This window comes from Kitasatospora sp. NBC_00458, assembly GCF_036013975.1.
Classification (GTDB): Bacteria; Actinomycetota; Actinomycetes; order Streptomycetales; family Streptomycetaceae; genus Kitasatospora.
Map to the genome: position 1 here is coordinate 335,693 of NZ_CP107904.1, position 16,777 is coordinate 352,469.

General features: G+C 74.5%; 12 protein-coding genes. 9 read left to right on the forward strand and 3 right to left on the reverse strand.

Features of this window, described 5'->3' with window-relative positions; genetic code table 11:
• Window positions 1-75: 75 nt before the first annotated feature.
• From OG550_RS01515 to OG550_RS01525, 3 genes are read left to right on the forward strand one after another with little or no spacing between them, the layout of a single operon-like run.
• A complete protein-coding gene (locus OG550_RS01515; RefSeq protein ID WP_327673644.1) occupies window positions 76-780 on the forward strand; it encodes a succinate dehydrogenase cytochrome b subunit in 705 nt (234 codons plus the stop codon).
• Window positions 777-2,735, forward strand: coding sequence for a fumarate reductase/succinate dehydrogenase flavoprotein subunit (locus tag OG550_RS01520; RefSeq protein WP_327673646.1), 1,959 nt, complete (start codon window positions 777-779; stop codon window positions 2,733-2,735). Before OG550_RS01515 ends, OG550_RS01520 begins: the two co-directional genes overlap by 4 nt.
• A complete protein-coding gene (locus OG550_RS01525) occupies window positions 2,732-3,472 on the forward strand; it encodes a succinate dehydrogenase/fumarate reductase iron-sulfur subunit (RefSeq protein WP_327673648.1) in 741 nt (246 codons plus the stop codon). The genes OG550_RS01520 and OG550_RS01525 overlap by 4 nt, the downstream gene beginning before the upstream one ends.
• Before the next feature lie 95 nt (window positions 3,473-3,567).
• On the opposite strand, the gene OG550_RS01530 is transcribed toward OG550_RS01525, so the two are convergent.
• On the reverse strand, window positions 3,568-5,364 hold the full coding sequence (locus tag OG550_RS01530) for a sulfatase (RefSeq protein ID WP_327673650.1): 1,797 nt from the start codon (window positions 5,362-5,364) through the stop codon (window positions 3,568-3,570).
• Window positions 5,361-5,975, reverse strand: coding sequence for a PadR family transcriptional regulator (locus OG550_RS01535; RefSeq protein WP_327673652.1), 615 nt, complete (start codon window positions 5,973-5,975; stop codon window positions 5,361-5,363). Before OG550_RS01535 ends, OG550_RS01530 begins: the two co-directional genes overlap by 4 nt.
• A 179-nt stretch (window positions 5,976-6,154) precedes the next feature.
• Here OG550_RS01535 and OG550_RS01540 point away from each other — a divergent pair, with 179 nt between their 5' ends.
• Both OG550_RS01540 and OG550_RS01545 read left to right on the forward strand, forming a co-directional pair.
• The gene (locus OG550_RS01540; protein ID WP_327673654.1) at window positions 6,155-7,117 is read left to right on the forward strand and encodes a formylglycine-generating enzyme family protein; all 963 of its coding nucleotides are present in this window, start codon (window positions 6,155-6,157) and stop codon (window positions 7,115-7,117) included.
• Window positions 7,118-7,398: 281 nt separating this feature from the next.
• Window positions 7,399-7,701, forward strand: a complete 303-nt coding sequence (locus tag OG550_RS01545; RefSeq protein ID WP_327673656.1) for a hypothetical protein — start codon at window positions 7,399-7,401, stop codon at window positions 7,699-7,701.
• 78 nt (window positions 7,702-7,779) lie between these two features.
• On the opposite strand, the gene OG550_RS01550 is transcribed toward OG550_RS01545, so the two are convergent.
• Window positions 7,780-8,778: an alpha/beta fold hydrolase gene (locus tag OG550_RS01550; RefSeq protein WP_327673658.1), complete on the reverse strand. Its 999-nt coding sequence runs from the start codon at window positions 8,776-8,778 to the stop codon at window positions 7,780-7,782.
• Between the two features lie 425 nt (window positions 8,779-9,203).
• Here OG550_RS01550 and OG550_RS01555 point away from each other — a divergent pair, with 425 nt between their 5' ends.
• The 4 genes from OG550_RS01555 to OG550_RS01570 all read left to right on the forward strand — a co-directional run bounded on the left by OG550_RS01555 (window position 9,204) and on the right by OG550_RS01570 (window position 16,609).
• Window positions 9,204-10,001, forward strand: a complete 798-nt coding sequence (locus tag OG550_RS01555) for a phytanoyl-CoA dioxygenase family protein (protein WP_327673660.1) — start codon at window positions 9,204-9,206, stop codon at window positions 9,999-10,001.
• Window positions 10,002-10,012: 11 nt separating this feature from the next.
• Window positions 10,013-10,600, forward strand: coding sequence for a DUF6309 family protein (locus tag OG550_RS01560; protein WP_327673662.1), 588 nt, complete (start codon window positions 10,013-10,015; stop codon window positions 10,598-10,600).
• Window positions 10,597-15,168, forward strand: coding sequence for a non-ribosomal peptide synthetase (locus OG550_RS01565; RefSeq protein WP_327673665.1), 4,572 nt, complete (start codon window positions 10,597-10,599; stop codon window positions 15,166-15,168). Before OG550_RS01560 ends, OG550_RS01565 begins: the two co-directional genes overlap by 4 nt.
• Before the next feature lie 172 nt (window positions 15,169-15,340).
• Window positions 15,341-16,609 carry an aspartate aminotransferase family protein gene (locus tag OG550_RS01570; RefSeq protein ID WP_327673667.1) on the forward strand — a complete coding sequence of 423 codons (1,269 nt, stop codon included), beginning with the start codon at window positions 15,341-15,343 and terminating at the stop codon, window positions 16,607-16,609.
• The last annotated feature ends 168 nt before the right edge of the window (window positions 16,610-16,777 follow it).

Consider the following 16,777-nt stretch of genomic DNA (forward strand, 5'->3'; position numbering starts at 1 on the left):
GATAGGCCAGGGCTATGGTCGTGAGCCGTATCATGTCTTGGACGCACCACCGTCCGTGTCCTTACCGTTGGCGCCATGACAACCGCGACACGGACGGCCCGGCATCCGTCCATCCTGCTGACCCTGTGGCGGTCGACCGTCGGCAAGAAGGCGGTCATGGCCGTCAGCGGACTGGTCATGCTGCTCTACCTGGTCGCGCACATGCTGGGGAACCTCAAGGTCTTCTTCGGGCCCGAGGACATCAACGGCTACGCGGCCTGGCTGCGGACCCTCGGCCAGCCCTTCCTCGGGCACGAGTGGTTCCTCTGGATCGCCCGGGTCGGCCTGCTGGCCGCCGTGGTGCTGCACGGCGTGGCCGCGTACCAGCTGAGCCGGCGCGACCTCGCGGCCCGTCCGAGCAAGTACGCGCACCAGCGGCGGCGGGCGAGCTACGCGACCCGGACCATGCGCTGGGGCGGGGTGATCCTGGCGCTGTTCATCGTCTGGCACGTCCTCGACCTGACCACGCTGACCGTGAACCCCAACGCCGAGCACGGCAAGCCGTACCAGAACATCGTGGCCTCGTTCGGGACGTGGTACGGCTGCACGATCTACATCGTGGCGATGCTCGCCGTCGGCCTGCACGTCCGGCACGGCTTCTGGAGCGCCGCGCAGACCCTCGGCGCCAACAACGCCCGCCGGGACCGCGCGCTGAAGCTGACCGCCGACGGCCTGGCCCTGCTGCTGACCGCGGGCTTCCTGTCCGTCCCCGTGGCCGTGATGACCGGAGTGGTGAGTTGAGCACCGACGACAGCGACTACAGCGACTACCGGACCGGCGAGCCGGTCGCCGACACCCGGGCCCCCGCCGGGCCGATCGAACAGCGCTGGGACCAACGGCGGTTCGAGGCCAGACTGGTCAACCCGGCCAACCGGCGCAAGCACACCGTCATCGTGGTCGGCACCGGCCTGGCCGGCGGCGCGGCCGGCGCCACCCTCGCCGAACAGGGCTACCACGTCGTCCAGTTCTGCTTCCAGGACTCCCCCCGGCGGGCGCACTCGATCGCCGCCCAGGGCGGCATCAACGCCGCCAAGAACTACCGCAACGACGGCGACTCGGTCCGCCGGCTGTTCTACGACACCGTCAAGGGCGGCGACTTCCGGGCCCGCGAGTCGAACGTGCACCGCCTCGCCCAGGTCTCGGTGGAGATCATCGACCAGTGCGTGGCCCAGGGCGTCCCGTTCGCCCGCGAGTACGGCGGCCTGCTGGACACCCGCTCGTTCGGCGGCGTCCAGGTCTCCCGGACCTTCTACGCCCGCGGCCAGACCGGCCAGCAGCTACTGCTCGGCGCCTACCAGGCGCTGTCCCGGCAGATCGCCGCCGGGAACGTCGAGATGCACGCCCGCACCGAGATGCTGGACCTGCTGGTGGTCGACGGCCGGGCGCGCGGGATCGTCGCCCGCGACCTGGTCACCGGAGAGGTCTCGACGTACACCGCCGACGCGGTCGTCCTCGCCAGCGGCGGCTACGGCAACGTCTTCTACCTCTCCACCAACGCCAAGAACTCCAACGCCACCGCGATCTGGCGGGCGCACCGGCGCGGCGCGTACTTCGCCAACCCGTGCTTCACCCAGATCCACCCGACCTGCATCCCGCGCTCCGGCGACCACCAGTCCAAGCTCACCCTGATGAGCGAGTCGCTGCGCAACGACGGCCGGATCTGGGTGCCGGCGGCGAAGGGCGACGCCCGGCCGCCGGCCGAGATCCCGGAGGCCGAGCGGGACTACTACCTGGAGCGGATCTACCCGGCGTTCGGCAACCTGGTGCCGCGCGACATCGCCTCCCGGGCCGCCAAGAACGTCTGCGACGAGGGCCGCGGCGTCGGCCCCGGCGGGCAGGGGGTCTACCTGGACTTCGCCGACGCCATCCGCCGGCTGGGCCGGGACGCCGTGGAGGCCAGGTACGGCAACCTGTTCGAGATGTACGAGCGGATCACCGCCGAGGACCCGTACCGGGTGCCGATGCGGATCTACCCGGCGATCCACTACACCATGGGCGGACTCTGGGTCGACTACGACCTGCAGACCACCGTCCCGGGGCTGTTCGCGATCGGCGAGGCCAACTTCTCCGACCACGGCGCCAACCGGCTCGGCGCCAGCGCGCTGATGCAGGGCCTGGCCGACGGCTACTTCGTGCTCCCGCCGGTGCTCAACGACTACCTGGCCGGGGAGAGGCTCCCCGCCGTCCCGGCCGACCACGAGGAGATCGCGGCGGTGGAGGCCGAGGTGGCGGACCGGCTCAACCTGATCCTCGCGGTGGACGGCGACCGCACGCCCGACTCCTTCCACCGGGAGCTCGGCGGACTGCTCTGGGACGAGTGCGGGATGGCCCGCGACGCGGCCGGGCTGCGCCGGGCCCTGGCGCGGATCCCGCAGCTGCGCGAGGAGTTCTGGCGCCGGATCAAGGTGCCCGGGACCGGCGCGGAGCTCAACCAGTCGCTGGAGAAGGCCAACCGGCTGGTCGACTACTTCGAGCTCGCCGAGCTGATGTGCCTGGACGCGCTGCACCGCGCCGAGTCCTGCGGCGGCCACTTCCGCACCGAGAGCCAGGCCGCGGACGGCGAGGCCGCCCGGCGCGACGAGGAGTTCTCCTACGCCGCCGCCTGGGAGTTCACCGGTACCGGCGAGGCGCCCGTACTCCACCGCGAGCACCTCGACTTCGAGCACGTCCACCCCACCCAGCGGAGCTACGCGTGAACCTCACCCTTCGGATCTGGCGCCAGGCGGGCCCCGACACGCCCGGCTCGATGACCACCTACCAGGTCGGCGGGATCAGCCCGGACATGTCCTTCCTGGAGATGCTCGACAGCCTCAACGAGGAGCTGATCACCCGCGGCGACACGCCCGTCGCCTTCGACCACGACTGCCGCGAGGGCATCTGCGGCGCCTGCGGCATGGTCATCAACGGCCGGGCGCACGGCCCCGAGCGGACCACCACCTGCCAGCTGCACATGCGGCACTTCGCCGACGGCGACACCATCGACGTCGAGCCGTGGCGCGCGGCGGCGTTCCCCGTGGTCAAGGACCTGGTGGTGGACCGCTCGGCGTTCGACCGGATCATCGGCGCGGGCGGCTACATCACCGCCCCGACCGGCAGCGCCCCCGACGCGCACGCCACCCCGGTGCCCAAGGAGGCGGCCGACACCGCCTTCGAGCACGCCGAGTGCATCGGCTGCGGCGCGTGCGTGGCCGCCTGCCCGAACGGCTCGGCGATGCTCTTCACCTCCGCGAAGGTGGTCCACCTGAACGTCCTCCCGCAGGGCGCCCCGGAGCGGAGGTCGCGGGTGCGCGACATGGTCTCCGCGATGGACGCCGAGGGGTTCGGCGGCTGCACCAACACCGGCGAGTGCGCGACCGCCTGCCCGAAGGGCATCCCGCTGCCCAGCATCGCCGCGATGAACCGCGAGTTCCTGCGCAGCACGCTGGGGGGCTGAGGCACCCGCCGCGCCCCCCGGTCCGCCCTCCGGCCGTCCGCGGCCCCCTCCCGTCGGGGTGGGGCCGCGGACGGCCGACCCGGCCGCCCCGGCCGCTACTGCGCCGGGGCGGCCGGGTCGGCCTGGTCGGGGAGTCCGCCGAGGGTGTCGGCGAGGGCGCGCAGGTCGGCGGGCCGGACGGACGGGCCCATCGCGGCGAGCCGGAACGGGGAGAGCCCGCCGAGCATCGCCCGCAGGCCGGGGTTGGCCAGCATCGGCAGCCGCTCCAGGACGGCGGCGGCGGCCCGTTCGTCCTCCAGCAGGGTGCGCAGCGGGGTGTGCACGGAGAGCGGTGCGTCGGGGAAGTCGCCCGCCTCGGGGAGGGGTTCGGCGGCGGCGAGCGCCTGCGGCTGCTGGGCGCGGACCTGGAGGTGCCCGGCGGTGACCGGGCCCTCGGCGGGCAGGCCCAGCCGTTCGAACTGGTCGGCCGGGGCGTCGGCGTCGCGCAGTGCCTGGGTGAGCAGCGCGGCCAGCTGCAGCTCCAGCTCGTCGTCGACCAGGGGGTGTTCCTGGTCGGGGTCGGCGTAGAGGTCGAACAGCAGGGTTCCGAAGGCGTACGGGTTGCCCCAGGAGTTCGCGGGCAGGCGCAGGACGGGCATGCCCTTGGTGAAGGGCAGCGGTCCGGCGAGGGTCGCGGGGGCCAGCTCCTGCGGGGTGAAGTGGCCGCGCATGTGGGTGGGCATCAGGGTGTGCTCGTACAGCGGCCGGTTGCCGGCGTCCTTGCAGGCGCGCATGTAGACGTAGCGGCCGTCGGTGATGTTGACGTGCCCGCCGAAGACGCCGAACAGGCCGTGCAGCCGGACGGGGGTGTCGTGGGCGACGGTGTCGGCGAGCGCGCGGCCCTGCATGTCGGGGGTGCGCGGGACGCCGAAGTACTCCAGCAGGGTGGGCCCGAGGTCGATGGTCTGGACGAGGGCGGCGCGGCGGCCGGTGGCGCGGGTGCGCGGGTCCCAGACGAACAGCGGGGTGTGGATGTTCTCGTCGTACCAGGGCTGGATGTTCTTGCCCCACCAGCCGCGCTCGCCGAGCAGGAGGCCGTGGTCGGTGCAGACGATCAGCAGGGTGTCGTCCCAGAGGCCGTGCTCGTCGAAGGCGTCGAGGACCCTGCCGAGCGAGTCGTCGCACATGGTGAGCAGCGCGGCGTACTCGTTGCGGGCGTGCTCGACGGCTTCGGGGCTCTCGGTGACGCGCTTGTAGTCGGGCCAGTCGAAGTGCGGGCCGTCCCAGTCGTGCGGGTAGTGCTTCTTGTGCTCGGCGTAGGAGTAGAACGGCTCGTGCGGGTCGAAGCACTCGATCTGCAGGAACCAGCGGTCCTGGTCGCGGTTGGTGGCGATGAACTCCAGGCCGGCGTCGAAGGTGCGGGTCTGCGGGTGGTCGGCGATGTCCTGCAGGTACTGGCGGTTGACCCAGTCCTGGCGCCAGGCCGGGCCGTCGCGCCAGGAGAGCGTCTCGGGGATGTCCGGGTCGGCGACGTGCCCCTTCCACTTGTCGCCCTCCTGGCCGCGGAAGAACTCGTAGCTGTCGTAGCGGTTGTGGTAGGTGGCGCCGCCGTCCTCCCAGTAGTGCTGGTGGTCGGTGACCAGGTGGGTGTAGACGCCGGCCTTGCCGAGCAGGTCGGGGACGGAGTCGTCGAAGGGCTCCAGCGGGCCCCAGGAGCGGTGCAGGAAGTTGTACCGGCCGGTGTGCATCTCGCGACGGGCCGGCATGCAGGGCATCGAGCCGCCGTAGCAGTTGTCGAAGGTGGCGGAGCGGGCGGCGAGGCGGCTGAAGTTCGGGGCCAGGGTCCAGTCGCAGCCGTAGGGCGGCAGGAAGCGGCGGTTGAGGCTGTCGAACATGACCAGGACGGCTTTCACCGGGCGGACTCTCCTTCGGTGGGCGCGGGGCGGGTTTCGGTCGCGGGTTCGGGCAGTGCGTCCTGGAGGAGGCGGCGGGTGCGCTCCAGCCAGTCGAGCCAGGCGTCGACGGCGGACGCCCCGTACTGGTGGGTGAGTTCGCGGAGCAGGCGGACCCGGTGGGCGTCCGCCTCCGGCACGTCGTCCGCGAAGGCGACGGACCGGTCGCGCCCGCGCATGGTCGCCACCTGGCGGCGGCGGTAGGCGAGTTCGGTGTCGATCAGCCCGATCAGGCGGTCCGGGGCGACCAGGCCGGTGAAGTAGAACCGGGCCATGAAGTCCGGGTCCTGGAAGCGGCTGGTCGGCTGGTACGGGGAGCGGGCCTCGGTGACCAGTTCGGCGCGGCCGGCCTCGGTCAGCCGGTACACCTTGGCGTCCGGGCGGCCGTCCCGGGGGTCGGTCTCGAAGGAGACCCAGCCCTGGTCGGCCATCCGGTTGAGCAGCCGGTAGATCTGGCTCTGGTGGGCGTTCGAGCGGACGAACTGCCCCTCCCCCGCCAGCCACTGCTTGAGGTCCCAGCCGCTGCGGGGGTGGATGGCCAGCAGGCCGAGCAGGACGTGGTCGAACTTCACCGGTGGTTCTTCTCCTCTTCCGTGGCGGCCGTGGCGGCCGTGACGGCCCGCGGAGCCCGTGACGACCGCGGGGCCCGCTCTCCGCCGGTCGGCGGGCCGCCGGGTCCGCGGGTCCCCCGGTCTCTCCAGGTTCGCTAGGTGCATTCTCACCTAGGTGAAAAGTGCTATAGCTTGGCCCCATGAGTCAACCCCCCGCCGGACGCGCCTGCTGCCTGCCGTCGGCCCGGGGCGCCGACGCGCCCGCCCTCCCGCTCCCCGCCGCGCCGTCCACCGCGCGGCCCGCACACCCCGAATCATCCCTTCCCGGAGGCGTGTTCGCGATGGGGGACGCCCACGGCGAGGGCTACCCCGCCGACGGCGAGACGCCGGTGCACGAGGTGGAACTGTCACCGTTCACCATCGACTCCGAGCCCGTCACCACCGCCCGGTTCGCCGCCTTCGCCGAGGCCACCGGCTACCGCACCGACGCCGAGCGGGCCGGATCCTCCGCCGTCTTCCACCTGTTCGCCCTCGCCGATCCCGCCGACGTGCTCGGCCGCTCCCCCGCCGCGCCCTGGTGGCTGGAGGTCCGCGGCGCCGACTGGCGCCACCCGTACGGCCCGCTCGGGGACGCCGCCGACCTGCTCGACCACCCCGTGGTGCACGTCAGCCACCGCGACGCGCTCGCCTACTGCCGCTGGGCCGGCCGCCGACTGCCCACCGAGGCCGAGTGGGAGTACGCCGCCCGCGGCCCGCTGGCCGGCCGCCGCTACCCGTGGGGCGACGAGCTGCGACCCGGCGGCGAGCACCACTGCCGGATCTGGCAGGGCCGGTTCCCCGACCTGCCGACCGGCGAGGACGGCTGGTACGCGACCGCGCCGGTCGGCAGCTACCCGCCCAACGGCTTCGGCCTGTCCGACGCGGCCGGCAACGTCTGGGAGTGGTGCGCCGACCGCTTCGACCCCGGCTGGTACGCGCGCTCGCCGCGCCGCGACCCGCGCGGGCCGGAGTCCTGCCCGGACGGCACCGGGCGCCGGGTGCTGCGCGGCGGCTCCTACCTGTGCCACGACTCGTACTGCAACCGCTACCGGGTCGCCGCGCGCACCGGCAACACCCCGGAGTCGACCAGCGGCAACTGCGGCTTCCGGACGGTGGCCTGCTGAACGTCCGGCGGGGCGCGCGCACCGGTCGTGCGCGCCCCGCTTCTTGGACGGTTCGTCAGGATCGGTGCTGGGGGGCCGGAATTCGCGCTACCGTGGTGCCCGCGCCAAGGAGGAACGCATATGCCCGAGGTTCAGTCCTGCTCCGGGTGCGGCGGTTCCGGGGGGACCGAGAAGACCGAGGCCACGGTCGAGCTCGATGAGGAAGGGAGCATGGTGCCGAGGATCCACACCTTCTGGTCGCCATGCAGTCGGTGCCACGGTTCCGGGACGGTGATCGTCGGATGAGGCTGGTCTTCGAATGCGTCGAGTGCGGCAGCCACTACCTGCCGCCCGAGGGGATGGACTACCCGGACGGGCCCGCCTCGCCGCTGTGGTGCACACGGTGCCAGGCGGCGAAGCGGGCGGCGGGCGTCCGGGAGGACCCGCTGATGGCGCGGATCGCGCTGGCGGCGGCACGGGCCGCGCGCGCCGGCGCCGCGCCGGAGGAACCGGCCGGCGGGCGCCCGGACGTCAGGCCCTCGCGGCCGCCGCTGTCCCGGCGGGCGCGCTCCGGGCCGGGCGGGGTGCGCGGCAAGCTCGCGTAGCCGGGCCCGCCCCGCGGCGGACCGCGCCCTGACGGAGCGTCCTGACGGAACGCCCCGGCGGACCGGACGCCGTCCCGGTCAGGCCGTGTCGGGAGCAGCGGGAGCACCGGTGTCGGGAGCAGCGGCGGCGGGAACGGCGGCGTCCGGAGCAGCGGCGTCCGGGTCGGTTTCGGCCAGGAAGCGTGCGATCAGGTCGGCGACGGCCTCCGGGGCGTCCTCCGTGCTGTAGTGGCCGACCCCCGGCAGTTCGGCGACCCGACCGTCCGGGAAGGCCGCGCGGAACAGCGGGAGGAAGTACCGGGCGTTCAGCGTCCGGTCGGCGGTGCCCCAGACCGCCAGCGCGGGGACGGCGGCCAGCGCGGCGCGGGCCTCGTCCGACGGCGTCTCGAAGCGGTGTGCGCCGGTCGCGAACCCCTTCGCCCAGCCGATCGCGCCGCGGCTCTGCTCCGGCGTCGGGAACGGCGAGGCGTACGCGCGGACCCAGGTGTCGGTGACCACGGCGGGGTTCTCGAAGCCGTTGAGCCGCAGGGTGGCGAGGACGCCGCGGCCGAGGTCCCCGAGGACGGTGTCGAGGGTGCCGTCGGCGTGGGCGCGGGCGATCCAGGTGAACCACGGGGAGTCGGCGGCGTTGGCGGCCAGCACCCGGGCGAGGTCGGGCTGGCCGAACGGAGTGGGGCCGTTGACGCTGACGACCCGGGCGATCAGGTCGGGGCGCCGGGCCGCCAGGCCCATGCCGACCGGGCCGCCGAAGTCGTGCACGACCAGGGTGATCCCGGTCAGGCCGAGGTCGAGGACGAGGGCCTCGACGTTGTCGACGTGGTCCTGCAGCCAGTACGTGCGGTCGGCCGGGGTCTCGCTCCTGCCGAAGCCCATGTGGTCGGGGACGACGACCCGGTGGGTGGGTGCGAGGCGGCGGACGAGGTCGCGGAAGAGGTAGCCCCAGGTCGGTTCGCCGTGCAGGCAGAGGACGACCGGACCGGTGCCCTCGTCGACGTGGTGCATCCGGAAGCCGGGGGCACTGCTGAAGTGCGGACGGTACGGGAAGGTGCCGTCGAAGGTCTCGTGGGCGGCGGTCATGGCGGGCCTCTCGGGATCGGGCGCACATAGTGGTAGCAAAGTAAAACCACGTGCAGCCGAGCCTAGGTGCATCGGTTTTTACGTGCAACCACGAAGGCGGGGGCGGGGAGACCGGCGGGGCGCACGCGCCCGGTGGTGCCCGAGTCGACGGGTGGCCGATGCGGCACGGCACGGTGGCGCGAAGATGGCCGCGAGCTTTCGCGGTCTTGTGGCGGACATGTCGCGCGAGCCATACTCCCAACACGGACCACATTGCGTGATCGACTCATGCCTCTTCGTGGCGACCATCGTCGGTTGTGGCGGCCCTGGACGGGCTCACCGCCGCCTGAAGTCTGGATGATCCGTGAATCCCCTTGAACCCTTTGCCGAACGATCCGTCGTGCCCGGCCGTGCACCCCGTCGACCGAAGGAGGTGGGTCGGTTCGGTGCCGCGATCTCCCGGAGGGCTTGAGACCCTCGACCCCACGCGACAACGGCAGTTCTCGGAATCCGGCTACCTGGTCCTCCCCGGCTTCCTGCCGGAACCCCTCCGGGCGAGACTCGTGCCCGAGGTGGACCACTGGGTGGACGAGGGCCTGCGCGCCCGTTCCATCGCCGCGTGCGCCGCCCCGGAGGCCGGCGGTCCGCCCCCGGTCCTGGAGCTGGAGCTGGCGGCCCACGGCGAACTCCTCACCCACCCACCGCTCCTGCGGACCCTCACGCAGCTCATGGGGCCGTCGTTCGTCTTCCACCACCTGCACAGCGACCGCCACGCCCCCGGCATCGCGGGCAAACCGTGGCACCACGACTGCGAGCCCAACGACCGGGGCGACCCGGCCCTGCGGATGATCCACGCGCTGCACTACCTCGGCGGCCTCGACGAGAAGGTCGGGAGCCTCGCGATCCTGCCCGGCTCCCACCGCCGCTCCGCCGACAAGACCGCGCTCGCCCACCTCGGCACCGGCGAAGTGCCCGGTGAGACGGTCATCGACCGGCTGCCGGCCGGTTCGACCGTGCTCCTCGACTCCGCCCTCTTCCACACCCGCAGACCGGCCCCCGACGGCCCCGGCGGTCCCCGGTACTTCATCGACGCGTCCTACTGCCAGACGGGTGCACGGTGGCGTCCGGTGAAGCCCTACTGGAGACACATGCTGGCCAGGGCCCGCGAACTGGGCCTCTCCGACAGCCGGTGGCCGGAGCTGTTCGCGGAACGGCACTTCACCGAGTACACCGGAACCGTCTGAGGAGAACCGCCGTGGAGATCGTCACCGCCGTCGCCTTCGCCGAGGTCGTCGACGCCTACCGGCGCGACCACCCGGCGGAACGCACCCACGAGGCGAACAGCAACCAGGCCGGGGAGGAGAACCTCGACCGGGCCGACCGGACCGCCGACGACTGGCGGCGGGTGCGGCTCTCCCGGGCGGACGTCCTCGGCGTGGTCCTGCCCTGGCACCTCAGCGAGGGCGGTGCGATCGAACTCGTCCCCCGGAGCGGACTGACGGTGGAGGAGGCGGTCGAGCGCGTCCGCGCGGGCGGGGCCGCGTGGGCGAACGCGAACCCCGTCTGCGCGGCGAAGCTCAGACTCCTGAGATGGGCACCGTTCACACCCGTCTACCTCAGCACCGATCCGGTCGACCACTCCGACTACACGGACCTCCGAGTCCGGGAGGGACTGATCCACCTGGACGGCCTGCACCGCATGATCGCCTGGGAACTGGCCGGACGGCTCCCCGCCCGGGCCCGGCTCGACGGGTACCTCGCGGGCGATCCACGGGCCGCCCACACCGCCCGGGTGGACGCACGGCCCACCCGGGCGGCACGGAAGGGGGACGAGCGGGCGTGACCTCCGCGACACGGCACGTCGGATCGACGCGGTCCACCGGGACCCTGCCCGGGCTGCTGTCGCGCATCGCCCGCCTCCACCCGCACCGGCCCGCCCTGGCGGACGGCGTCCGCGCGTTCGACTACCGGACGCTCGACGCCGTGACGGACCGGATCGCGGCCCGTCTGGGCCGGGCCGGAGTCGGCCGCGGCGACCGGGTGGCCCTGATCGGCCCCAGGGACGCCCGGATGCTCGCGCTGCTGCACGGCGTCCTGCGCTCGGGAGCCGCCGCGGTGATGGCCGACCCCCAGTGGTCCGCGCCCGACCTGCGCCGACGCCTCGACTCCGTCCGGGTCCGCCGGGCACTCACCACGGAGGCCCCGGTCCGCGGCCCGGGCGGCTGTCCCACCGAGTCGGTGGACGTCGACGCGCTGGCCGCCCACGGCCACCGGCCGCAGCGCACGGACCGTCCGCACCGCACGGACCGGCCGCACCGCACGGGCACCGTCGGCGCGAGCGGGGACCTGGCCTACCTCTCCTTCACCTCGGGTTCGAGCGGCGAGCCCAAGGCCGTGGCCGTCACCCACGCCAACGGCGTCCACTACGCCCGGGCACTGGCGGACCGGCTGCGGTTCACCGAGGCCGACGCCCCGCGGATCGCGCACGTCACCACGCTCGCCGCCGACCTCGGCCACACCGCCTGGCTGCTCGCGCTCGCGACCGGAGGATCGGTCCAGGTCGTGCCGGACGACGAGTCACGCGACCCGGACGCCTTCTGGGCGACCCTGAGCGGCGCCGGGGTGTCGGTGCTGAAGACGACGCCCTCCCACCTCACCGCGCTCCTGGAGGCCCGGGCGGTCACCGGCCGGCCGGCCGTACCCGCGCTGCACACCGTGCTCCTGGGCGGGGAGGCGCTGCCGCGCGCGCTCGCCGCCGACCTGCTCGACACGGGCGTCGCCGCCCGCGTGGTCAACCACTACGGCCCGACGGAGACCACCGTCGGCGCCACCTGCTTCCTCGCCACGACGACCGACCAACTGCCCCCGGACGAAGCCGCCGTCCCGATCGGCACGGCGATCGGCGAGGTGGTGCTCACGGTGGTCGACGGCGACGGGCGTCCGGCGGCCGACGGCGCCGTCGGGGAACTGCTGATCGGCGGCAAGGGGGTCACCGCCGGATACTTCGGCAGGCCCGCCGAGACCGCGCGCGGCTTCGCCCGGCACGACGGCCGGCTGATGTACCGGACGGGCGACCTGTGCCGGCGGCGACCGGACGGGAACCTCGTCTTCCTCGGCCGGTCGGACCGCCAGGTCAAGATCAGGGGATTCCGGGTCGACCTCGCGGAGGTCGAACGGGCCGTCGAGGGGTTCCCGGGGGTCCGCCGCTCGTCGGTCCTCGTCCGCGACACCGCCGTGGGCGGCCAGCTGCTCGCCGCGATCACCCTGGCCGACGGCGCCGCCCCGCACGGCGTGGCCGACCGGCTCGGCGCCCACCTGCGCGACCGGCTGCCCGGGTACTCCGTCCCGCAGCCGATCCTGGTGCTGCCGGACTTCCCCGTCGGCCCCAACGGGAAGCTCGACCGGGAGCGGCTCGGCGCCCTGGTGACCGAGGCCGTCGAGGCACGGGCCGCCGGCCCGCGAGCCCCGGCCGACGCGCGGCCCGGCGCCGTCGACGGCCGGCTCGGCGCGGTCGACGGCCGGCTCGGCGCGGTCGACGGGCGGCTCGGCGCGGTGACCCGGTCGATCACCGACTTCTGGGCGAGTGCGCTGGGCCTGCCCCTCGTCGGGCCGCACGCCGACGTGCTGAGCCTCGGCGGCGACTCGATCCTCGCCATGCGTACCATCGCGCTCCTGCGCAGGTCGGGCCTGTACGTCAGGCCCGACGAGTTCTACCGCCACCCCACCGCCACCGGGCTGGCCTCGGCCGCCACCCCCGCGCGCGCCGCCGCGACGGCCCCCGCCGCCGGCCCCGGCCGGGGCGACGACAGGGCGCTGCCGCTCGCGCCGGCCCAGCGGTGGCTGTTCCGGCAGCCCGTCGAGGACCCGCGCCACTGGAACCAGTCCGTCCTCCTGCGGTGCCGGGCGACGGTCGACCCGCCGACCCTGTCGGCCGCCGTCGCGGCCGTCCTGGCACGGCACCCGGCGCTGCGCCGGCCCGTCTCCCCGGACGGCTACGGCGACGCCCGGCCGGTGCCCGACCTCGACCCGGTGTCGTTCTCGCGGCTGCCCGGACCGGCCGGCCCCGTCGCACGGACCGTGACCGAGGTCTGCACCGAGCTCCAGCGCAGCCTGGACCCGGCCGCCGGGCGGCTGGTCCGCTTCCACCTGTTCTGCGGTCCGCCCGGCACCGACGACCGGTTGGCCCTGATCGCCCACCACCTGGTCGTCGACGGCCTCTCCTGGCGCGTCCTGCTGGACGACCTCGCCCACACCTACCGGGCGGTGCTCGACAACAAGCCGGCCGACCTCCCGCCGACCGCGGACTTCTACCAGTGGGCGGCGACGGCGCCACCGGCTCCCGCGCCCGAGCCCGCCACCGGGCACGCCGCGGATCCCGCCACCGGGGCCGCCTCGACGGCCGTGGCCGCAGCCGTGCCCCGGCCGCGGGCGGAGGCAGCGGCGACGGCCCGGACGGACGCAGGGACGGACGCAGGCGCGGCGGCGGGCCCGGACGCGCGCACCAAGGCCACCGGACGGACCCCCGCACCGGACCCGGCCGCCATCAGCTGGACGCTCGACGAGAGCGGCACCGCGGCGCTCATCGGCCGCCACGGCGCCGGTCCGGGCCTCGAAGCCTTCCTGCTGTCGGCGTTCGCCGACGCCGTGTCCGGCTGGACCGGCCGCCCCCGGCTCGCGGTCGAAGTCGAGACCCACGGCCGCGACGGCACCGCCGACACCGGTGAACACCTCGACACCGTCGGCTGGTTCACCGCCGTCAAACGACTCCAGCTCGAAGCCCCCGACGGACGGGCGGACTCCGCCGGCACCCGGGTACGGGAGGTCGGACGCCGCCTTGCGGAGTCTCCGGTGCTGCCGATGGACACGGCGGGAGTCCGCCCGGACACCGGCTTCAACTTCCTGGGCACCTTCCACCTGCCCGACGAACCCGCACTGGACTGGACCGTCGCGGACGAGCAGCCCGGTACCGCCCGCTGCGCCGGCGGCGATCCCCTGTACGCCCTGCGCCTCACCACCCGCATCGTCGAGAAGCGGCTGGTCGCCGACCTCGTCTACGCGCCGCCCGGACCGGCGCACCGGGCGGCGGAACGCATCGTCGCCTCCTTCGCCCGTACGGTGGCGGCGGCGGCCGGGACCACCGCGGCCGCACCGGTCCGGCCCCCGCTGTCCACCTCCGGCCACCTGCTCCACCGCGGCGGCCCCGCGCCCGCGGTCGGCACCACGGTCGGCCCCGCAGGCGGCACCACGGTCGGCCCCGCAGGCGGCACCGCGGTCGGCACCGCGGTCGGCCGCCTCACGGTGGCCGAACCCGCCCGGGTGCTGCTCACCGGCGCCACCGGCTACCTGGGCGGCCACCTGCTCACCGAACTCCTCCGGCGCGGCGCCCACGTCACCTGCCTGGTACGCGCGGAGGGCGACCTCGACGCGGCCCGTCGGCTCGACCGGGTCCGGCGGACCGGCGCCCGCCACGACCGGATCGAGGCCGTCGCCGGTGACATCGACCGCGAGGGGCTCGGCCTGTCCCGGGCCGGGCTCTCCCTGGCCCGAACCGCCCGGACCGTCCTGCACGCCGCGGCGGACGTCCGCCTGGTGGCCTCGCCCGCCGAGCTGGAACGGACCAACCACACCGCGGTCCGCCGACTGCTCGCCTGGATCGACGAGCACACCCCCACGGCCCGGTTCCACCACATCTCGACGCTCGCCGTCGCGGGGGGCGTCGACGGAGCCGCCCGCAGGTTCAGCGAGGCCGACCTGCGGATCGGCCAGCGCTTCCGCACCCCCTACGAACAGGCGAAGTTCCGCGCCGAGGAGGCCGTCCGCGCCTGGGCGGCGACGGGCCGCCCGTACTTCATCCACCGCAGCGGGCACATCGCGGCGCACAGCCTGACCGGGGCCTTCCAGCCGAACGTCGGGGACAACCGGATCTACCAGCTCATCCACGGCTACCTGCTGGCCGGCGCGGCGCCCCGGCGTCCGGCCGCCGGCTTCGCGTTCTCCCACGTCGACACCGTGGCCGCCGGGATCGCCGCGATCGCCGCCAACCCCTACGCCGCACCCGGCACCTACCACGTCGAGACCCCGTACGAGACGCCGCACGACGAGCTCGTCCGGTGGCTCGCCGCCCACGGCCACCCGGTCGTGCTCACCGGCGACGAGGAGTTCGCCGCCGCGATCGCCCGGGCCGAACGGAGCCACCCGACCGAGGCCGGACTGGCCGCGGCGTGGTCCCTCCAGGACGAGCGCAACGTCGTCGTCGACCGCTCCTACACGACGTCCGTGCTCGACCGGCTGGGCGTCCGGTTCACCGCTCCGACCCGGCAGTGGTGGTCCACGGCGCTCTCCTGGGCGGCCGAGGCCGGATACCTCCCGCCCGCCGGCGCCCCGACCGCACGCCCCGACCGCACGACCTGACCACCGCGACCGACCACACGACCGAACCACCGCACCGCCGCACCGCCGCACCGCCGCACCGCCGCACCGCCGCGAGTGAACGCAGCACCGCGCGACCGCACCACAGCGACCGATCGCACGGCCCGACACCGCGACCGACCGCCGCCGCATCCGCCGACAGAAGGCAGGCTCCGTGTCCCGACTCTCCCCGGTGCTCAAGCAGGCCACCCCCGTCGTCGCCACCCGCGGCGAGGGGATCCACCTCTTCGACGCCGACGGCCGACGCTACCTCGACTTCACCTCCGGCGTGGGGGTGACCGGCACCGGCCACTGCCACCCGCGCGTGGTCGAGGCGGTGCGCGACCAGGCCGGCAGGCTGCTGCACGGCCAGTACACCACCGTGCTGCACCACCCCCTGCTCGCCCTGACCGAACGGCTGGGCGAGGTGCTCCCGCCCGGCCTCGACTCGCTGTTCTACGCCACCGCCGGCACCGAGGCCGTCGAGGCCGCACTGCGGCTCGCCCGGCACGCCACCGGCCGGCAGAACGTGGTCGTCTTCGAGGGCTCCTTCCACGGGCGCACCATGGGCGCGGCCGCCCTCACCACCGCCGGTACGCGCTTCCGCGCCGGCATCGGCCCGGTGATGCCGGGCGTCGCCGTGGCCCCGTTCCCGTCCGCCTTCCGGCTCGGGCTGAGCGAGGAGGACGCGGTCGAGTACGCCCTGCGCGGGCTGGACCGGGTCCTGGCCACCGTCAGCGCACCCGCCGAGACCGCCGCGATGTTCGTCGAGCCGGTACTCGGAGAGGGCGGCTACGTACCGGCGCCGCCCGGCTTCCTGGCCGGGCTGCGGGACCGCGCGGACCGGCACGGGATCCTCCTGGTCGTCGACGAGATCCAGACCGGCTTCGGACGGACCGGCAGGTTCTGGGCCCACCAGCACGACGCCGGGACCGTGCCGGACGTCCTGATCACGGCCAAGGGGCTGGCCAGCGGTCTGCCGCTCTCAGCGATCGCCGCGCCCGCCGCGCTGATGCAGCGGGCCTGGCCGGGTTCGCAGGGCGGCACCTACGGCGGGAACCCGTTGGCCTGCGCCGCCGCGCTGGCGACGCTCGACGTCATCCGGGACGAACGGCTCGTCGAGAACGCCGCCGACCAGGGAGCGCGACTGCTCGACGGGCTCCGCGCGGTCGCGTCCGGCACCCCTGCCGTCGCCGACGTCCGGGGCCTCGGGCTGATGGCGGGCAGCGAGTTCCGTCACCCGGACGGCGCCCCGGACCCGGACACCGCCCGGCGCGCCCAGCAGGCGGCGGCCGAGCTCGGCCTGCTGCTGCTCACCTGCGGCATCGACCTGAACGTGGTCAGGATGGTCCCGCCGCTGATCGTCACGGCGGAGCAGGTCGACGAGGCACTGGCGGTCTGGTCGAAGGCCCTCGCCGTCGCCACGGACACGACGACCCGCTAGGGCGTGCTCGCGGGGTCGCGCCGGACCGGGCCGCGGCGCCGGGCGCGCGGCCTGGCGCGCGGCCTGGCGGGCGACCGGCCGGGGACGGACGCCCCGCGTCGCGGGCCAGGCGTGGCCCCGCACACGCGTCCCGGAACAGCCCGAGACAGACCGGAACAGACCGGAACA

Excerpts from the sequence above, each read along its gene's own strand:
- OG550_RS01545 (WP_327673656.1), top strand. The coding sequence starts at position 7,399 with ATGAGGCTGGTCTTCGAATGCGTCGAGTGCGGCAGCCACTACCTGCCG.
- OG550_RS01550 (WP_327673658.1), bottom strand. The coding sequence starts at position 8,778 with ATGACCGCCGCCCACGAGACCTTCGACGGCACCTTCCCGTACCGTCCG.
- OG550_RS01540 (WP_327673654.1), top strand. The coding sequence starts at position 6,155 with ATGAGTCAACCCCCCGCCGGACGCGCCTGCTGCCTGCCGTCGGCCCGG.
- OG550_RS01515 (WP_327673644.1), top strand. The coding sequence starts at position 76 with ATGACAACCGCGACACGGACGGCCCGGCATCCGTCCATCCTGCTGACC.